This window comes from Rhodococcus sp. PBTS 1 (assembly GCF_001620025.1).
GTDB classification, from domain to species: domain Bacteria; phylum Actinomycetota; class Actinomycetes; order Mycobacteriales; family Mycobacteriaceae; genus Rhodococcoides; species Rhodococcoides kroppenstedtii.
On record NZ_CP015219.1, the window covers coordinates 3870550 to 3889097 of the forward strand.

Genomic DNA, 18548 nt, shown 5'->3' on the forward strand with positions numbered 1-18548 from the left:
CCGTGGATCAGATGGGGAACAGGTGCTGCTTGCGCGGGCGGCGCTCGGGCGCCCGGTCACGCAGCAACCGCAGCGCCTTGCGGATCTCGAGGCGCGTCGTCGACGGCTCGATGACGGCATCGATGTAGCCGCGCTCGGCGGCGATCCACGGCGTCGCGACGTGCTCGTTGTAGAAGTCGATGAACTGCTGGCGGATCGCCGGCGCGTTCTCGCCCGCCTCGGCGAGCTGCTTGCGCGCCATGATCGACACGGCCCCCTCGGCGCCCATCACCGCGATCCGCGCCGTCGGCCAGGCGAAGTTGATGTCCGCGCCGAGCTGCTTCGAACCCATCACGGCGTACCCGCCGCCGTAGGACTTGCGGACCACCACCGTCACCTTCGGCACACTGGCGCAGACGTACGAGAAGATGAAGCGCCCACCACGCTTGATGACGCCGATCTTCTCCTGCTCGAGCCCCGGCAGGAAGCCCGGCGTATCGGTGACCAGCACCAGCGGGATGTCGAAGGCGTTGCAGATGTTGATGAAGTGCGAGGCCTTGTCCGAGCTCGCCGCGTCCAACGCACCGGAAAGCACCATCGGCTGGTTGGCGACGACACCCACCGGGCGACCGTCGACACGCGCGAAGCCGACGATGACGTTGTTGGCAGTCTGCGCCGTGAGCTCGTGGAACTCCCCGTCGTCGAAGATGCGCAGCAGGATGTCGTGCATGTCGTACCCGGCGTTGTCCGAATCCGGCATGAACACGTCGAGCGCGCGATCGTCCTCGGTGACCTCCGGTTCGAGGCCGGGGTTGATCACCGGCGGCGCCGAGTTGCAATTGGACGGCATGTACGACAGGTACTTGCGCACCCACTCGAACGCGGCCTTCTCGTCCGCCGCCACGTGGTGGACGTTGCCGTACTCGGCCTGCTTCCGGGCACTGCCGAGATCGTGCAGGCTCACGTCCTCACCGGTGACCGACTTGATGACGTCGGGACCGGTCACGAACATGTAGGCCTCTTCGGTGGCCACGACGATGTCGGTATTGATCGGGGCGTAGACCGCGCCGCCGGCGCACTTGCCCAGGATCACCGAGATCTGCGGGCACATGCCGGACAGCGGTTCCTGGCGACGGCCGAGCTCGGCGTACCAGGCGAGCGAGGTCACGGCGTCCTGCACGCGAGCGCCACCGGAATCGTTGATACCGATGCAGGGGCAACCGATGTCGGCCGCGAACTCCATGATGTGCGCGACCTTGCGGCCGAACATCTCGCCCACCGTGCCGCCGAACACCGTCTGATCGTGCGAGAAGACGGCCACGGGCCGGCCGTCGATCAGCCCGTGCCCGGTGACGACGCCGTCGCCGTAGAGCGCGTTCGGGTCACCGGGGGCGCGCACCAGGGCGCCGATCTCGACGAAGGTGCCCGGATCGAGCAGCATGTCGATGCGCTGGCGGGCGCTCGGAATGCCCTTCTTGGCGCGCTTGGCGATGGCCTTCTCGCCCGCCGGCTCCTTCGCCTGATCGAGTTTCTCTCGGAGCTCGGCGAGCTTGGCGGCGGTGGTCGACGTCACGTGTGCGACTCGCTTTCCTTCGGCGTGGATGCTGCCGAGATCGTCTGCAACTTCTTCGTCAGGTCCGCCGCGATCGCCGAGATGTACGGCTCGTCGATCACGGCCAGGTGGTCACCGCCGATGTGCACGATGTCCAGGTTCGGTGCGTACGGGCCCCACCCGCCGTGCTCCTCGCGCCTACCCAGTCGCGGCTCGAGGGCAATGGCGTCGTCGTGGTACTTGTCCGCCATGTACAGCGTGACGTCGCCGTCGTAGTGCTCCGGCTGCGCCGTCTGGATGGCGCGGTTGTCGAGCCACGACGTCCGCTGGTGCTCGATGATGCCACTCGGAATCTTGGCGCTGGACATCTTCAGCAGATCCATGATGATGGCGATCTGACCGTCGTCGTCGGCCTTCGCCAACCGCTCGTACGGCAGCGGGTAGTCCACGTTGTAGAGCTTCTTGCCCACCTGCGCGTACCGCTTCCAGCGCAGCTCGATCTCCTCCGGGGTGTCCGGAATCGGCTCGTACGGCATCACCGTGTCGATGAGACCCACGTAACGCACGTCCGCTCCCTCCGCCCGCAACAGCGTCGCCACGGCGTAGGACAGCACGCCTCCCAGGGACCAGCCCATGAGGACGTACGGGCCGTCGCCCTGGATCTCCCGCAGGATCGGCAGGTACTCGCGAGCCCGCTCCTCGATGGGGCCCTCGGTGCGCTCGAGCCCGTACATCGGGGTGTCGGCCGGCAGGCGGCGCAACAGCGGCTCGTACACCACGCACGAGCTGCCCGCCGGGTGGAAGACGAACACCGGCACGGCGGTCGACCCCTCGGGGCGCGCCCGCAGGGTCCGCACCAGACCGGTGACGTCGCCGGCTTCGAGGAACGGGCGCACGACGTCGGCGAGCTGCTCGATGGTCTCGGAGTCGAGGATGTCGTCGAACGTCACCTCGCCCTTCGCGCGCTCGCTCAGGCGCTCGGCCAGCTTCTCCGCGGTAGGGTCGTCCAGGACCGGCAGCGGATTGAAGATGCCCTTGGCGGACTGCCCGGTGACGGTCGCCCAGGTGGCGAACGTCAGCCGCTCGGCCGCGTCGCGCGGGGCGACGTCGGTACCGGTGGCCTCGGCGAAACTCTTCGCGTCCGACGCGTCGCTGCTCGGGGCGACCGCCGGTTCCGTCACGGCCGGGGCCGTGTCGGTGACCGGTGCCTCGAACGCCGTCGCGACGGACGGTCCGGTGGCCTCCGGTTCCGGAGTGGACTCGGTGGTGTCCGGCGCCGCGGTGGCCGCCGCCGTGGTGTCCGGAGCCGCCGTCGCCGCCGCTTCCCGGGCCTCCTCCGCCTCGCGCTCGCGGCGCTGCTCCTCGGCGAGCGCCTCGACCTCCTCGCGGTTCTCCAGGGCGTAGCGGAGGTACTTCTCCACCTCGCGCAGGCTGGCGTCGCGCACGGCCTGCAACTGCACCTGGGGAATGTCGAACTCGAACTCCACCCGGTTCTTGATGCGCACGGCCATGAGCGAGTCGAGGCCCAGTTCGATCAGCGGAATTTCGGCCGGCAGGTCCTCGGGTGCGTAGCCCATGGACTCGGCGACGATGATCGCGAGCCGCTCCTCCATGGTCTGGGTGCCCTCGGGATCCCAGCGGTTGCCGAAGTCCTCGACCACCTCGGGCTCGTACTCGACGCCGTCCCCGACGGTGGCGTCGGCGACACTCGGGGCGGCTGCGGACGCCGGAACGCCGGCGGACACCGCTGCGGCACCGGACGTCACGACGGCCTCGGCCCAGGGGCGGAAGGTCCCGCCGTCGTTCCACTGCAGCTGCAGGGCAGCACCGCCCGGATGCGGGGTCAGCACCGTGGTGATCGACCCCGTGGTCGGCACACTGTCGACGACGTCGGCACCGCCGACACCGCCGACGACCGCACCGACGGCGACGTCGGACAGCACCTCGGACGCCAGCCGTCGGACCAGGTCGTCCGCGGAGGCGACGCGCGCGACGGGGGTCTCCCACACGGTGCGCCCGTCCGGAAGAGCGACGCGGGCGGGCGACCCGCCGAGGGAGACGTCGGCATGCAGCCAGTGCTCCTTGCGCAGGAACGCGGTGCGCGGGATGGGCGCGTACTCGCCGGGGCCGATCACCGCGGCCAGGTCGACCGGGTGTCCGTGCACGTACAGCTCGGCCAGCGCGGCCCGGAACGTCGCCGGCTCGCTCTCCTTGCGCTTGAGCGTGGCGATCAGCGTGGCGTCGGGAACGCCCGCGGCCCATGCGGTGGCCGCGACGGACATGAGCGCCACCGGGTTCGGTGCCAGCTCGACGAACGTGGTGTAGCCGGAGTCGACGGCCGTCTTCACCGCCTGGGTGAACCAGACCGCGTGGCGCATGCCCTTGGTCCAGTAGTCCACCCCGTGGATCGGGTCGTGGCCGGCGCGGTAGAACGCCTCCTTGTCGACCGACGAGAACACGGCGGTGTCCAGCGGGTGCGGCTCGATACCCATCAGTTCGGCGGCCAACTCACCGAGGAGCGGATCGACGGCCGACGTGTGGCCGGCTCCGCGCACGTCGAGCACACGACCCATCTTGCCGAGCGACTCCGCGTGCTCCACCAGCTTCTGCACCGGCTCGGCCGGACCGCCGACGGTGGTGTGCGTGGGGGCGGCGTAGACGCTGGGCTCGACGCCGGGGAAGCGCTCCGCCAGCTCCGCCACCTCGGCGGCGGAGAACTCCACCAGGGCCATGGCGCCGGCCTCGGCGTCGCCGAGACCTTCCTGCCCCTCGCCCAACAGGCGGGAGCGGGCGACGATGATGCGGACGGCGTCCTCGAGACCGAGACCACCCGCCGCGTACGCCGCGGCGACCTCGCCCATCGAATGGCCCACGACCGCAGCGGGAGTCGCGCCGTAGGCACGCAGGGTCTCCACCAGTGCCACCTGGATGGCGAAGATGGCGACCTGGGAGTTCTCGAACTCGTACGTCTGCGCGTCGTCGGCGACGATCGCGCGAATCGAGTAGCCGGACTCGTCCTCGATCAGCTCGTCGACGCGGTCCAGCGCGGCGGCGAACAGTGGCTCGGCCGCGTAGAGCTCCTTCGCCATCTTGCGGTGCTGGGCTCCGAACCCGGAGAACACCCACACCGCACCGTTGGCGGCGGGGCTGTCGGACGACAGGACGCCCGTGCCCGGCTTGCCGGCCGCGACCGCGCGCAGACCGGTGATCGCCTCGGCCCGCGTGGTGGCCAGGACCACCGCGCGTGACCGACCGTGATTGCGCTTGGCGAGGGCGCGCGCGACGGACTCCAGATCCGTCGTGCTGCCCGCTTCGGTCTCGAGCCAGTCGGCGAGCTCCGCAGCGGTGCGACGACGCCGCGACGGCATCGACGCGGACACCGCCAGCAGCACCGGCAGCGCGGGCTCGGCAGCGGCGTCGGACGGCGCGTTCCCGGTGGGGTCGGCACCGCCGGTCACCTCTGCGAGCACCTTGCGCACCTCGGCGTCGGTCTCCTCCGGCGCGCCCACGGGCTCGCCGACCAATGCCTCAGGGTCGACGGCGGTCGCATCGAACGCGACGGCACCGTCGGTGGCGGGCTCGGCCTCGGCGGCGCCGGGAACGTACTCCGCGACAACGACGTGGGCGTTGGTGCCGCCGAAGCCGAATCCGGAGACGCCGGCGACGGCCGATCCGGAGTACCGGGGCCAGGCCGTGGGGGTGTCGATCACCTGGAGGTGCGCGGCGTCGAACGGGATGTACGGGTTGGGCCCGGCGTAGTTGAGCGACGCCGGCAGCCGGTCCTCGCGCATCGCGAGGACCACCTTGATCAGACCCGCTGCGCCCGCCGCACTCTCGAGGTGGCCGAAGTTGGTCTTGGCCGATCCGAGCAGAGCCGGGGCCTCGGCGGACCGTCCGCGGCCGACGACACGGCCGAGCGCGTCGGCCTCGATCGGATCGCCGAGGATGGTGCCGGTGCCGTGTGCCTCGATGTAGTCGACGGTCGACGGCAGGATGCCGGCGTCCCGGTAGGCCGCCCGCAGGACGTCGGCCTGGGCGTCGGGGTTCGGGGCGGCGAGACCGTTGGACCGGCCGTCCTGGTTGACCGCGCTGCCCTTGATGACGGCGAGGATGTCGTCGCCGTCGCGCTCGGCGTCCTCGAGACGCTTCAGCACCAACAGGCCGCCGCCCTCGGATCGGATCATGCCGTCGGCGTCCGAGGAGAAGGCCTTGATGCGTCCGTCCGGCGCCAGCACGCCCGTCTGTCCGAAGCCGAGGGTCGCCGCCGGCGCGAGGATCATGTTCACGCCGCCGGCCAGGGCGACGGTGGATTCGCCGCTGCGCAGGCTCCGCACGGCCTGGTGCACGGCCACGAGCGAGGACGAGCAGGCGGTGTCCAGCGCGACCGAGGGACCGCGGAAGTCGAAGTAGTACGAGATGCGGTTGGCGACGATCGACGTCGACGTCCCCGTCAGGGCATAGGGATGCGGGTCCGTGTCGCTGATCGCGATCATCTGGTAGTCGTTGGTCGACGTGCCGACGAACACGCCCACCGGCGCGCCCTTCAGACCGCTGGCCGGGATCCGCGCGTGCTCGAGCGCTTCCCACGCCAGCTCCAGCGCGAGCCGCTGCTGCGGATCGACGTTCGCGGCCTCGCGCGGCGACATCGCGAAGAACTCCGCGTCGAAACCCTTGACGTCGTCGAGGTAGCCACCCTTGGTGACGGTGGTCCGCACGGCCTCGGCGATGCGGGCGTCGCCGAGGAACTCCGACCAGCGACCCTCGGGGAGGTCGCCGATGCCGTCGCGGCCCTCGATGAGCAGCTCCCACGTCGACTCGGGGGTGTGCCCGGCACCGGGCAGTCGGGTCGAGAGACCGACGACCGCGACGTCGTGACCCGTGCCCGCGGACGCTCCGAGGTAGAAGGCGTCGTCCGCGGCGCCCTCCGGGACGTCGGGTTCGCCCTCGATGATGCGCGTGGCCAGCGACGCAATCGTGGGGTGCTGGTAGGCGACCGTCGCGGTCAGCGTGACACCGACCAGCTCCTCGATCTCACCGCTGAGCGCGACGGCGTCGCGGGACGAGAGACCGAACTCCTCCATCGGACGATCGTCGGAGATCTGCGAGACCGGCTGCCCGGTGACCTCGGCGACCCAGTTGCGCAGCCAGTCGCGCAGCTGGGCGACGGTCATGTCCGACGACCCGTCGGCTCCCGTCGTGCTCGCCGTCTCGTCGGTCCCCCCGGAATCACCGGTGATCTCGGCGTCCCCGGTGCGGGTGTCCACGGTCGTCTCTTCTTCAGCCATCGAATCGCCAAACTACCCGCGGGGGGTGATCATGCTTCGGGAGCGGTCTCGTCCGCGACCTCGGGAGCGTCGGGGAACGCGGTCTGCTGGTATCCACCGCGCAGCGTCCCCTCGATGTACGCCGCCTTGCAGGCGCGACGGGCGATCTTGCCGCTGGAGGTGCGCGGAATCGACCCCGCGGGCACCAGCAGCACGTCGCGGGCGGTGACGCCGTGGCGAGCGGAGATCGCGGCCCGCACGGTGTCGGCGATCGGCTGCGGGTCGGCCTTGCCGGCACCCGGCGCACGCTCGGCGACGATGACGAGCTGCTCGGACGCATCGCCCGGATCGCGGCTCAGACCACCCGCGCCGAACTCGAAGACGACGTCGGGGAGCTGGTTCGCCGGCACGGCGAACGCCGCGACGAAGCCCGGACGCAGGGCCGAGCTCGACTCCTGGGCCGAGTACTCGAGGTCCTGCGGGTAGTGATTGCGACCGTCGACGATCACCAGGTCCTTCACGCGACCGGTGATGTAGAGCTCGCCGTCCACGTAGACGCCGTAGTCGCCGGTCCGCATCCAGTTCGCGTCCTCGGCGACGCCGTCGGCGTGGCTGCCCTCGGAGAGCCGGGAGACGAGCTTGTTGTGGAACGTCTCCGACGTCTCCTTGCTCCGGCCCCAGTACCCGCGTCCGATGTTCTCCCCGTGCAGCCAGATCTCACCGACGTGACCGTCGGCCACCTCGGCGGCGGCGTCGGCGTCGACGATCGCGGCCCACTGGCTCCGCGCGACGTAGCCGCAGGACACCTGCGGAATGGCGTTGGGGGCCGACTCGTCCACGCGGACGATGCGGCCGGCGTTGAGCTCGGTGCGGTCGACGTGGATGACCTTGGCTTCGTCCGAATGCTTGGTCGAGGACACGAACAGGGTGGCCTCGGCCATGCCGTACGACGGCTTGATGGCGGTCTTGGGCAGCCCGTACGGCGCGAAGGCGTCGTTGAACTTCTTCATCGACGTGGTGGTGACCGGCTCGCTGCCGTTGATCAGGCCGATGACGTTGGACAGGTCGAGCGTGTTGCCGTTCTTGGGCAGTCCGCGCTGCGCGGCGTGCTCGAACGCGAAGTTCGGCGCCGCGGCGAACGTCCCCGCGCCGTCCGACACGGCGGCGAGCTCCTTGATCCAGCGCCACGGCCGCTGCACGAACGCGCGCGGGCTCATGATGGTGATGTATTTGCCGCCCAGCGCGGGCAGGATCACCGTGAGCAGGCCCATGTCGTGGAAGAGCGGCAGCCAGGTGACGCCGCGCGAGTCCTCGTTGAGCTCGATGGCGTCGACCATCTGCAGGGCGTTGACGCCGACGGCGCGGTGCGTGATTTCCACACCGGCGGGCGTCCGCGTGGACCCGGACGTGTACTGCAGGTACGCGATGTCGTCGATCGACGCGTCGGGCTCGACCCAGCTCTCGCCCACGGTGTCCGGGATGGCGTCCACGGCGATGATGCGCGGACGCTTGGCGGCGGGCAGAGCGCGGAAGAACTGACGCACCCCGGCCGCGGAATTGGTGGCGGTGAGAATGGCCGACGGCTCGCAGTCGCCGAGCACCGCGTGCAGACGGTCGCTGTGACCGGGCTCGTCGGGATCGAACAGCGGGACCGCGATGGCACCGGCGTAGATGGCACCGAAGAAGGACACCACGTAGTCCAGGCCCTGGGGCGCGAGGATCGCCACCCGATCGCCGGGGGACGTCACCTGCCGCAGACGAGCACCGACCGCGCGCAGACGAGCACCGAACTGTGCCCAGGTGAGCTCGTGGACCTCGCCCTCCCGCTCGCGGGAGTAGTCGATGTACCGGTAGGCGAGAGCGTCACCGTTCTCGGCGACGTTCTCCTCGACGTGGCGCACCAGCGTCAGACCCTCGCGGATCCGGATCCGGCCGGTTTCGTCGACGAAGTCGTCGAACGAGTCTTTCATCTCATCTCCTCCGAGGCGCTGAGCACCGTGTGTCCGTGGCGCTGCCACACCGTGTCCACGTGGCGCCGCCGAGCGAGCGCGTCGCGCGTGGTCGTACTGGGGTGGGAATGCCGACAATCGGCGCCCGACAATTGTCGACGCAGCCGACGATAGGGTACAGACCGTGCGTCCATGTCATTCCCCCGCCAGCAGCGGAATGACCGGCGCGAACGCTTCCATCTGAGTGGGGAAGACGCCGACGTAGGACATGCCGGTGGCGGCACGGACCCCGCGCACCTGCTCGGCGATCTCCTCGAACGACCCGATCGCGATGTAGGGCGAGCGCAGGACGTCCTCGACGGTCAGCTTGACGTCGACGTCCATGTTGGGCGGGAAACCATTGTCGAGTGCACCGAGCACCATCTCCGCCGTCTGTTCCCGGTCGTCCGAGATCAGAATGGTCGTGATCGTCCAGTTCAGCTCGATGTCAGCGAAGCGGTCGCCTGCGGCGCGGCGGATGACCTCGACCCGCTCGATGCTCTTCTCCATCGTGATCTCGGAGAGCTTGAGCTTGCCCTCCTTGGTGGTGCTGGGCACCAGCGAGATGATGTCGGCGTGCTTGGCCGCCAGAGCGAGCATGCGCGGTCCGCCGCCGCCGACGGCGATGGGCGGACGCGGGCCCTGCCGCGGACGCGGGCTGCCCTGCAACCCTCGGACCTGGTAGTGCTTGCCCTCGAAGGTGCACTCCTGACCCCGCAGCAGCACGTCGAGAATGGTGAGCGACTCGTCGAGCTTCTCGATGCGGACACCCGGGCTCTCGTAGGCGATGCCCGCCTTGTCGTATTCCTCTTTCATCCAGCCCGCGCCGATACCGAACTCGAGCCGACCGCCCGAGATCTGATCGATGGTGGTGGCGTCCTTGGCCAGGACCGCCGGATGGCGGAAGCCGTTGGCCAACACCGCCGTTCCGAGCCGGATCTTGTCGGTGGCCACCGCCAGCGCACCGAGCGCGGCGATCGGGCCCACCTGATTGCCCAGGTGATCGGGGATCATGAAGCTGTCGTAGCCGAGTTCCTCGGCCTTCTGCGCCAGCTTCACGAAGCGACGCGCGCCGCCCTCGTCCGGGTTGCCTTCCCCGCCGGCTGCGAAGCGGAACGGGCGCACAGGCGCAGCGGCAGCTGTCATCGAGTCGTGTCTCCTGTGCTGACGGTCGGGGCGCTCGGGCAGGGTCTCGCGGTGGTCCTCGCGACAGTCCCGCCGAACGGCCGAGGACACCGGGGCGAGAACCGAGGAGCCACTCTAGCCGTTACCGGCTCGAGACCAAAAGCGCCTGTGACACGCACACACGACGGTGCGGGAGACCTTGTCCTCACGCCAGTCCGTCACACGCGGATCGCGTGCCACCTCACGAATGGGCCGGTGTCGGCGCCGAGTCGATCAGCCCGGCAGCCCAGTCGCGTGTCCATTCGACCGCCGTCGTACCGGCGTCGTCCACGACGTACGACGCGTAGCTCCCGTGGACGGGGTTGCCGGCCGCCCCCGCGAGGGCACCGAGCGACGACGGGATGTTGCGCAGCGACATCGCCTGCGGCGGCGCGGCGCAGATGAGGTCGCCGGGCGCGCAGATGCTGTAGGTCCGATCGGCCAGGGCCCCGAAGCCACCGCGCCGCTCTCCCGTCATCGTGATGCCGGGGACGTCGAGACCGCCGAGGGCGACCTCCGCACCGACTCCGTCGACGGGTGGACCGACCTGCTGGGCACTGACACCGTCCCGTCGCCCGTCGGCGATGAGCGTGACGCCGAGGACGCGGTCGGCCGGCACCGGGCCGTCGCCGGCCCCGATCGCCGCGGCGAGGTCGCCGACGATCACCGCACCCTGCGAGAACCCGGCGAGCACGTACGACGTCAGCGGGCAGTCCGAGTAGCGCTGCGCCAGAACGTCGTTGGCCCGGGCTGCACCCTCCGAACGACTGACGTTGTACGACGCCTGCCCGTCCGGCGGGAAGGCGATGGGATTGGAGAACTGGGCGACGTACGGGACGGTGTAGACCTCGGCCCGGTTCGGCGGGAAGCGGTTCTGCAGTTCGGACGTCACCTTCAGCATCAACGACGCCGGGTTGGCAGTGGGTGCGTAGGGGTCGTCGCCCGCGTTGGATTCCCAGGTCCCGGGGACCGACAGGACCATCACGTCGGGACACGACGCCGGCTGCGAGGTGGGCGGTGCGGCGTCGGGCTCTCCCGGACGACCACGGTCCGGCGTGGTCAGCCGGCCGGCGAGCAGGTACCAGAGCAGCAGGACGACCAGCAGCACCACCAGGACGATCGCAACCACGACGGCCAGCATCCGGAGCGGTGATCGGCGGCGGGCGTCGCCCCGCCCTCGTGACGACACGTCCGTCTACCCGCAGTAGGTCGACCGCGCCGCGTCGATGTACTTCTGCGCGGTGGCGGCGGCGTCCTCGGCACTGATCTCGGTGCCGCTGGCCGACGCCTCGGCGCCGACGTTGGCGGTGACGAAGGTCGAGATCTGATCCGCGGCGACGCCCTCGCTCTGCGCCGCGCAGATGTAGTTGGCGGTGCCGATCGCGATGTCGCCGTTGCCCGCGACGGTCACGCCGTCCGCACGCAGGCGGTCGAGGAACGCGTCGGAGCGTGGGTCGCGCGGAACCTCGGTGGGGCCCGGGTAACCGCTGGGCACGGCCTCCTGCTCCTCGGCGGCCGCGCCGGACGAGGCGGCACCGGAGGTGGTGGTCGCGGCGCTGCTCGAGCTGGTCGGGCCGGTCGAGGGCGCCTCGCTGGTCGCCTCGGCGGTCGTCGACGCGGACGGCGTGGGGGTACTGCTGGCCGACGAGTCGTCGCCGCCACAGGCGGTCAGCAGTGCCCCGGCGGCCGTCGCCAGCAGGACGGGCGCAAGGAAGGAAACGACTCTCGATGTCACGTGCGGGTCCTCTTCGGGTCGAGACGGGTGCCGAGCGCAGCACACGCTACCGACCGGGGCTGAGAGAACTCTGTGCTCTCTCTCCGACAACCACTGTCGACTACCGACGGTCGTCGTCGCCCCGATCGGTCGCGCGTCAGGGAACGATCTGGACGTTGCCGTCGCGCACGGTGACGAAGCCGTTCTGGAAGTTCTGCTGAACGCCCCCGGGAATCGGGAACTCGTCACTGGTCACGTACCCCAGCCGCCCGTTCTCGTAGCCCACGCTCTTCCACGCGTCGAAGATCGGTCCGTTGCGGATCACCCAGGCACCGGTGGCCGGCGACCAGTAGATGTTGCCGCCCTCGAACTGGGTGAAGCGGCCGTTGTCGCGCACGGCGATCTCGTTGGTGCGCGCGAAGCCGAGAGGCCCGTTCTCCCACCCGGTCTGGCCGTACTTCTCCATGATCGTCCCGAGCACCGCATGCGTGCCGGTGTCCGGCGAGAAGTACATGGCGCCGATCTCGAAGCCCTGCACCGCACCCGGGCGGTTGGGGGTCGCGACCTCGTCGCGCAGCTGGTACCCGAGCGGTCCGCGCTCGTAGCCCTGACGCGCCCATTCGTCGAGGATCGCGCCGCGGACGGCGTGCGCGCCGGTCTGCGGCGTCCAGTAGACCATTCCGTTGCGGAAGGAGTTGTAGCGTCCGCGGCCGTCCGGCACGCCCAGTTCGCCGGAGGTCGGCATGCCGAGCACGCCGGCCGGTCCGCCGAGTCCGGAGTACGCGCCGCCGATGGCACCGGCCACCACGTGCGTCCCGCTGTCGGAGGTGAAGATGCGCCCGACGCGGAAGTCCTGCGCGCGCCCGCCGGGGACGTCGTACTCCGCCGTCAGGCAGTCACCGAGCCACCCGTTGGCGCTGGCCGCGCCCCCGATCGCGCCGCCGACCGAGCAGGCGGGCTTGTCCGCCTCGACGCCCAGCGCGGTGGCGATCTGCGGCCAGGCCTGCTTGACCTCGAACTGCCAGTAGCTCCACGCGTGCACGCCGGACGGCCGATAGTTGATGGTGGCCGGGATGCCCAGCTTCGTCAGCTTGGTGGCGAAGGTCTGGGAGGTCAGTCGCGAGAGGATCTCGAGACCCATGCCGGCGTAGTTGGTGCTGATGCCGGGGATGTCGGACGGCTGGTCGTACGGTCCGGCGGCGCCGCTGCCGCTGGAGACGTAGAGGCTGGTGCCCTTCAACTTCTCGGCGAGGACGTACGGATCGTGCTGGGCCCACAGGTCGCCCGACGGCACGCCCCACATCGACCCGACGTCGAAGCCGCCGGCGTCCTGCATCGCGTAACCGATCGCCTGCGGCATACCGAGCGTCGAGGTCGAGAGGATGCCGGAGAACGAGCCCGCGAACCGGAAGAAGCCGGGGTTGCGCGCGGCCAGCGTCATGGCCGCGGTGCCGCCCATCGACAGTCCGGCGACGGCGCGGACGTCCGTCGACCGCCAGTCGCGCTCGAGGATCGGGGGGAGCTCCTTGGTCAGGAAGGTCTCCCACTTGTAGTTGCGTCCGTTGTTCTGCTCGACCCAGTCGGAGTAGAAGCTGGACTGGCCGCCGACCGGCAGGACCACGTTGACGTTCTTGTCCGCGAACCACGTCTCGGCGTCGGTCTCGGCGGTCCAGCCGTTCTCGACGTCGGTCGCGCGCATGCCGTCGAGCAGCCACAGCGTGGGGAACGACGCCCCCGGGCTGCGGTTCCAGTCCCGCGCGAGCAGGATCTGGACCTGGATCGGCACACCCATGGACGGCGAGTTCACCCACACCGCGACGCGGCGATCGGTGAGCCAGTCGACGCGAGCGACGGACGCGCCGGCGTCGTTCTGCGCCCGCACGGGTGCGGCCTGCACCGGCGCGGCGGCTGCGGGCACCGCGAGGGCGGTCGTGGTCGCGCCGCCGACGAGCGGCAGCACCAGCGCCAGAGCGACCGCGGACATTCGCAGTCGGCGTCGGCCGGTCGTCCTCGGTACACGCATGGGGCTCTCTCGCTTCCTCGGGTGGCAACGCGGACGGCGGGCTCGGATCCCGGGGGACCCGGGAACAACAGCGCCGTCGGCGTGGTCGGTAGTTCCGATTTCTACACGTCGCGCGGCCTCTTCCCCGAGAGGCTCGCTGTGACGGATGGTGCGAATGTTACTCGGTGACGGGGTCCGGACAGACGAACGACCCCGACACCGCGGTGTCGGGGTCGTTCGTCGGAGTTCCGTTCGGGACTCGGGTCAGCCGATGTTGGCCCGCAGATCGGGCATCATCTGCACGATCTGGTCGAACCAGTAGCCCCACCGGTGCGTGCCCTGACCCGGGAAGCTGTAGGTCACGTTGTTCGCGCCGATGGACGCCATCCGCACCTGGAATGCGCGGCTGTTGGCCAGAGCCAGAGCCTCGAGGCCCATGCCGTTGGCGGTGTTGTAGTAGTCGAGCAGCGAGGCCGGGCGGTCGTAGACGCCGGGCAGACCGCTGGCGGCCGAGACCCACACGCGGGTGCCGTTGTCACGCAGACGCGGGGCGAAGACGAACGGGTCGTTGCGCAGCCACGCCGGATCCCAGGGCGGTCCCCACATGGAGTCGACGTTGTAACGGCCGGCGTCGAGCATGGCCACGCGGATCGCCTCACGCATGCCCGGAGCCGAGATGTTCAGGTAGCCGGACAGCGATCCGGCGTAGCTGAACTGGTTCGGGTGGTAGGCCGCCAGCGTCAGTGCGGCGGAGCCGCCCATCGACAGGCCGACGACGCCGTTGCGGGTGCGGGAGAAGCCGAGCCGGTTGCCCAGCTCGTTCGGCAGCTGCTGCGTCAGGAACGTCTCCCACTTGTACGTGGTGCGCTGCCCGTTGAAGTTCGAGGGGGCGTACCAGTCCGAGTAGAAGCTGGACTCACCGCCGACCGGCTGAACAACGTTGATGTTGTTGTCCGAGAGGAACGAGCCGGCGTTGGTCTCGTGCTCCCAGCCGCTGATGTCGTTGGTCGCCCGCAGACCGTCCAGCAGGTAGACGACCTTGCTGGTGTTGCCGTCGGCGGCACGCCAGATGCGGCTTTTGATCGGACCCATGTCTGAGTTGGCCACGAAGTCGAATCCGGCGCGCACCTCGGCGTTCGCGACCGGACCGGTGCCGACCACGGCCAGGCCGAGCGGCACGGCCGCGGCCATCACCAGGGAGACGACGGCACGACGCATACGGCGGCCGACTCGGGGGGTGCGAAGGCGAGTTGCCTTTCGCGGCTGAGCGCTGGCATCACCAGCGGCTTCGGTCACGAACCCGTCACGCATACATTCGGCCTCTCACCATCACACGTGCGGCCGGTCGGCCACACCGCTTCGTTCCGTTCGATCGGGCGACGTTCCCGTTTCGCTTCACGAACGCCGTCCCTCGGTTTCGTCCACTGCGCGCACGTCACCCGGTGGGCGCGTTCGCACGTCGACGCACATCATCTCTGCATATCCCCCGCGACGATGACAGCGTTACACAACCGAGATGCAAGATTCCAGCCGGTCGCGTCATGACATCGCACGGTCGACGGCGAAACAGCACCACGCGACACGCCGTGTGTGACGTAGATCTCACTCACGACGTCGGCCCGGTCGGCGTGCGCTCGGGCGGCGGGGTCAGGCCGCACCGCTCGATCTCGTACTTCGGCACCCGATCGATCCGGTAGGCCGCGAAGTCGAACGCGTGCTTGAGGTTCTGCACGAACCGCGCGCGCGTCAGCTCCGAGCGGTAGGACGTCAGCAGCGCCTCGGTGTCCGGACAGGTCAGCGCGACCTTCGCCTGCGCGACCCAGTCCTCGTCGAGGTAGAAGGGCAGGAAGGGGTGCACGTCGACCATCCCCGTGTCGGCGACCACCCAGTCCGGGAACAGGTTCTTGTCGTGGCCGATCCGGCCGTTCTCGAGCCGCTCGGTGTGCGCCGCCAACGGGTACGCCAACCCCATCTGGTCGAGCACGCGCACGTCGAGTCCGACGTTCATGCTCGTCATGCCCAGGTTGAGGAAGAACACCACGTGCTCGGCCCCGCCCTCGGGGATCGGCAGCGGCGGCGGCACCACGTCCCAGCTGGTGAACTGCGCCGACGGCAACAACAGGCCGCCGTCGGGCGTGCGCTCGATCGCCTCGACCATCGCTCGCATGCGCGGGTAGTCGAGGTAGTCGCTTGCCAGGATCGGATGCCGATGCCCGGTGTTGACGGAGTAGAAAGCACGCTCGTCGACGATCCCGCTGCGGCCGACCTGGGTGCCCTGCGGCATGGCCACCGTGAACGCCGCGGCCACGGCCCACACCAGCACGCCCACCCACACGAGTAGGGCGCTCACCAGCGCGATCGGGCCGCGGCGCAACGGGACGGGAATGACCGCCACGGGCAGCAGAAGCAGGAACAGCGCCGGCAGCAACGTCCGCCCGTGCATGAAGTCGCCCCCCACCCGCACGGCGTAGACCACCGACAGCAGACCGGAGAACAGCGCGAACGCCACCACCGCCGAGGGCGTCCGCAGCCGCTCGAGACCGCGCACACGGTCGGAGCGCACGCCCGAGCGCGGTACGACGATCGCCCACACCGCGGCGGCCACGCCGACGAGGAGCAACGGCACCCACAGCGCATACGGCCCCACCAGATTGCCGAGGTAGGTCAGCCCCTGGTCCCACTTGGCGCCGCCGGCGTCCTTCGAGACCGCCGTGTTGGGGTACGGCAGCGCGTAGTAGCCCATGCGCCAGATCTGGTAGCCGACCGGCGTCGCCCCGGCGACCACCACGATCGCCGCGCGCCGCGCCCACGACTGCGGCACCGCGACCACCATGAGCAGCGCGAGCGCACCGACCAAGACCAACTCCGGACGCACCAGCGGCGACAGTCCGCCCCAAAAGGCCAGGAACAGCACCGACCCGAGGCCGGGCCGAGTGGACCGGTCCGCCCACCGCAGCATCGCCCACCACAGCACGGCGATCCAGAAGATCACCAGGCACGTCTCGAGTCCCGACGTCGCGAAGTCGCGAGCCGGGGGAACCGCGATGTAGACGACGGCGCCGGCGGGCAGCAGCACCACCGCGCGACCGGTGTACAACCGCATGGTGCCGAGCATCGCGACGACCACCGCGGCCGTGGTCAACACCAGGGCGATGCTCAACACCACGTACTCGAGGCGCACGTCGGTGAGCCAGGAGAAGAACCACACCACGTAGGTCCACGCGGTGCTGGTGTTCGCCTCGACCCGCTCGCCCGCGTTGAAGACCGGTCCGTTGCCGGCCAGCAGGTTGCGCACGGTCCGCAGCACGATCAGACCGTCGTCGGCGATCCAGCGTCGCTCCCACGCACCGAGGAACGCCACGACGCCGACGACCAGCACGCCGACGAACCCGATGACGCGCGCCCAGCGCGGCCCCGAGGTCTCGTCGGGGTCGGCCGACTCCGTGTGCGTCGTCCCCCTAGGCGAGGTAGACAGCGACACCCACCACTCCGATCCACGCGATGGCGAGCAACTGGAGCACTCGATCGCCGAGGGCGATCTCCTCGGGCTCGCCGGCTTCACCGCCGTCGACGTCGACGGCGTATCGAAGGATAGCGACGGTGAACGGAACCATCGAGATGGCGAACAGGGTGCTGTCGTTCTTCGCGTCCTGGTCGAAGGCCCACAGCCCGTAGCAGATCACGACGGCGGTGGCGCTCAGCGTCCAGACGAAGCGCAGGTAGGTGGTGGTGTAGTTCTCGAGCGACCGGCGGATCTTGGCGCCGGTGCGTTCGGCGAGCTGCAGTTCGGCGTAGCGCTTGCCGGCCGCCATGAACAGCGACCCGAAAGCCATGATGAGCAGGAACCACTGCGAGAGCGGGATGTCCGCGGCCACACCGCCGGCGATCGCCCGCAGCAGGAAGCCCGACGAGACGATGCAGATGTCGAGCACGGCCTGGTGCTTGAGCCCGAAGCAGTACGCGAGCTGCACCCCGATGTAGACGGCCATCACCACGGCGAGGTTCCAGTTGGCAAGGAACGACAGCGCGATCGACCCGCCGAGCAGCACGACCGCCATGGCGTAGGCCAGCTGTACCGGCAGGACACCGGCCGCGATCGGCCGGAAACGCTTGGTCGGGTGAGCGCGGTCGGCCTCGACGTCCATCGCGTCGTTGACCAGGTAGATGCCCGACGCCGCCATGCAGAACACCACGAACGCGAGGGCGACGGGCACCAGCACCGACCCCTCGGTGACCGACCCCGCGGCCAGCGGTGCCGCCAGCACCAGGACGTTCTTCACCCACTGACGGGGCCGCACCGCCTTGACGATGCCGGCCGCCAGATTCGCCGGCGGGCGGCCGACCTCGGTGGGTTCCTCGCTCATGACGCCGCCTTCTCGAGTCGAACCGCGACCGCTGCGCTCACGGCGCCGAGAGCGGCACCGCTGAGTACGTCGGACGGGTAGTGCACGCCCAGGACCAGCCGCGAGAGCAGCATGGTGGGCACCAGAACCGGGGCGACCGGGAGCCCGGAGGCTCGCCCGATCAGCACCGCGGCCGCCGTCGTCGACGTCGCGTGCGACGACGGGAAACTGAACTTGCTCGGGACGCCGACGCCAATCCGGACGTCGGGATGCGTCGGCCGGCGACGCCGTACGACACGCTTGACCGCGATGGAGGCCGCGTGCGCTCCGACGGCCCCGACGACGACGGTCGTCCACTGCGGGCGTCGGGACCGGTCGAGTGCCGCGCCGAGACCGCCGACGGCTATCCAGCCGAGAGCGTGTTCGCCGAGATGCGACAGACCGCGCGCGGTGCGCACGGCGCCCGGCAGCGCGCCGACGGTCCGCTGGACCGCGAGCAGCGTGCGGACGTCGGCGTTCGGAGTCGGCAGCGTCACCTGTGG

Annotated in this window: 11 protein-coding genes; all 11 read right to left on the reverse strand. The window is 70.0% G+C overall.

All coding sequences use genetic code 11. The features are described 5' to 3' along the window. Positions 1 to 7: 7 nt before the first annotated feature. The 11 genes from A3Q40_RS17810 to A3Q40_RS17860 all read right to left on the reverse strand — a co-directional run bounded on the left by A3Q40_RS17810 (position 8) and on the right by A3Q40_RS17860 (position 18536). Positions 8 to 1552 (reverse strand): acyl-CoA carboxylase subunit beta, encoded by a 1545-nt coding sequence (locus A3Q40_RS17810; protein WP_068104236.1) that lies wholly within the window; start codon positions 1550 to 1552, stop codon positions 8 to 10. Then, positions 1549 to 6702: a polyketide synthase Pks13 gene (gene pks13, locus A3Q40_RS17815; RefSeq protein WP_068106581.1), complete on the reverse strand. Its 5154-nt coding sequence runs from the start codon at positions 6700 to 6702 to the stop codon at positions 1549 to 1551. Before pks13 ends, A3Q40_RS17810 begins: the two co-directional genes overlap by 4 nt. Positions 6703 to 6845: 143 nt before the next feature. After that, entirely contained in the window at positions 6846 to 8765 is a 1920-nt protein-coding gene (fadD32, locus tag A3Q40_RS17820; protein ID WP_068104238.1) for a long-chain-fatty-acid--AMP ligase FadD32, read from the reverse strand. A 174-nt stretch (positions 8766 to 8939) separates the two neighbouring features. Then, the gene (locus A3Q40_RS17825) at positions 8940 to 9929 is read right to left on the reverse strand and encodes an LLM class F420-dependent oxidoreductase (RefSeq protein WP_068104241.1); all 990 of its coding nucleotides are present in this window, start codon (positions 9927 to 9929) and stop codon (positions 8940 to 8942) included. Positions 9930 to 10149: 220 nt separating this feature from the next. Next, entirely contained in the window at positions 10150 to 11088 is a 939-nt protein-coding gene (locus tag A3Q40_RS17830) for a cutinase family protein (protein ID WP_068104242.1), read from the reverse strand. A 54-nt stretch (positions 11089 to 11142) separates the two neighbouring features. Further along, positions 11143 to 11682: a DUF732 domain-containing protein gene (locus A3Q40_RS17835; protein ID WP_068104244.1), complete on the reverse strand. Its 540-nt coding sequence runs from the start codon at positions 11680 to 11682 to the stop codon at positions 11143 to 11145. 136 nt (positions 11683 to 11818) lie between these two features. After that, entirely contained in the window at positions 11819 to 13684 is a 1866-nt protein-coding gene (locus tag A3Q40_RS17840; RefSeq protein WP_068104246.1) for an alpha/beta hydrolase-fold protein, read from the reverse strand. Between the two features lie 243 nt (positions 13685 to 13927). Beyond that, positions 13928 to 14881, reverse strand: coding sequence for an alpha/beta hydrolase (locus A3Q40_RS17845; protein ID WP_235606352.1), 954 nt, complete (start codon positions 14879 to 14881; stop codon positions 13928 to 13930). Positions 14882 to 15269: 388 nt separating this feature from the next. Then, the gene (gene zomB, locus A3Q40_RS17850; protein ID WP_068104248.1) at positions 15270 to 17144 is read right to left on the reverse strand and encodes a flagellar motor control protein ZomB; all 1875 of its coding nucleotides are present in this window, start codon (positions 17142 to 17144) and stop codon (positions 15270 to 15272) included. Further along, positions 17122 to 18027 (reverse strand): decaprenyl-phosphate phosphoribosyltransferase, encoded by a 906-nt coding sequence (locus tag A3Q40_RS17855; protein ID WP_068104250.1) that lies wholly within the window; start codon positions 18025 to 18027, stop codon positions 17122 to 17124. Before A3Q40_RS17855 ends, zomB begins: the two co-directional genes overlap by 23 nt. Beyond that, the gene (locus A3Q40_RS17860) at positions 18024 to 18536 is read right to left on the reverse strand and encodes a phosphatase PAP2 family protein (RefSeq protein ID WP_068106589.1); all 513 of its coding nucleotides are present in this window, start codon (positions 18534 to 18536) and stop codon (positions 18024 to 18026) included. Before A3Q40_RS17860 ends, A3Q40_RS17855 begins: the two co-directional genes overlap by 4 nt. Positions 18537 to 18548 lie beyond the last annotated feature (12 nt).

Bases quoted from the DNA above. Each gene is read 5' to 3' on its own strand.
- pks13 (WP_068106581.1), bottom strand. From the start codon at position 6,702: ATGACCGTCGCCCAGCTGCGCGACTGGCTGCGCAACTGGGTCGCCGAG.
- fadD32 (WP_068104238.1), bottom strand. From the start codon at position 8,765: ATGAAAGACTCGTTCGACGACTTCGTCGACGAAACCGGCCGGATCCGG.
- A3Q40_RS17825 (WP_068104241.1), bottom strand. From the start codon at position 9,929: ATGACAGCTGCCGCTGCGCCTGTGCGCCCGTTCCGCTTCGCAGCCGGC.
- A3Q40_RS17830 (WP_068104242.1), bottom strand. From the start codon at position 11,088: ATGCTGGCCGTCGTGGTTGCGATCGTCCTGGTGGTGCTGCTGGTCGTC.
- A3Q40_RS17840 (WP_068104246.1), bottom strand. From the start codon at position 13,684: ATGCGTGTACCGAGGACGACCGGCCGACGCCGACTGCGAATGTCCGCG.
- A3Q40_RS17845 (WP_235606352.1), bottom strand. From the start codon at position 14,881: ATGCGTCGTGCCGTCGTCTCCCTGGTGATGGCCGCGGCCGTGCCGCTC.
- A3Q40_RS17855 (WP_068104250.1), bottom strand. From the start codon at position 18,027: ATGAGCGAGGAACCCACCGAGGTCGGCCGCCCGCCGGCGAATCTGGCG.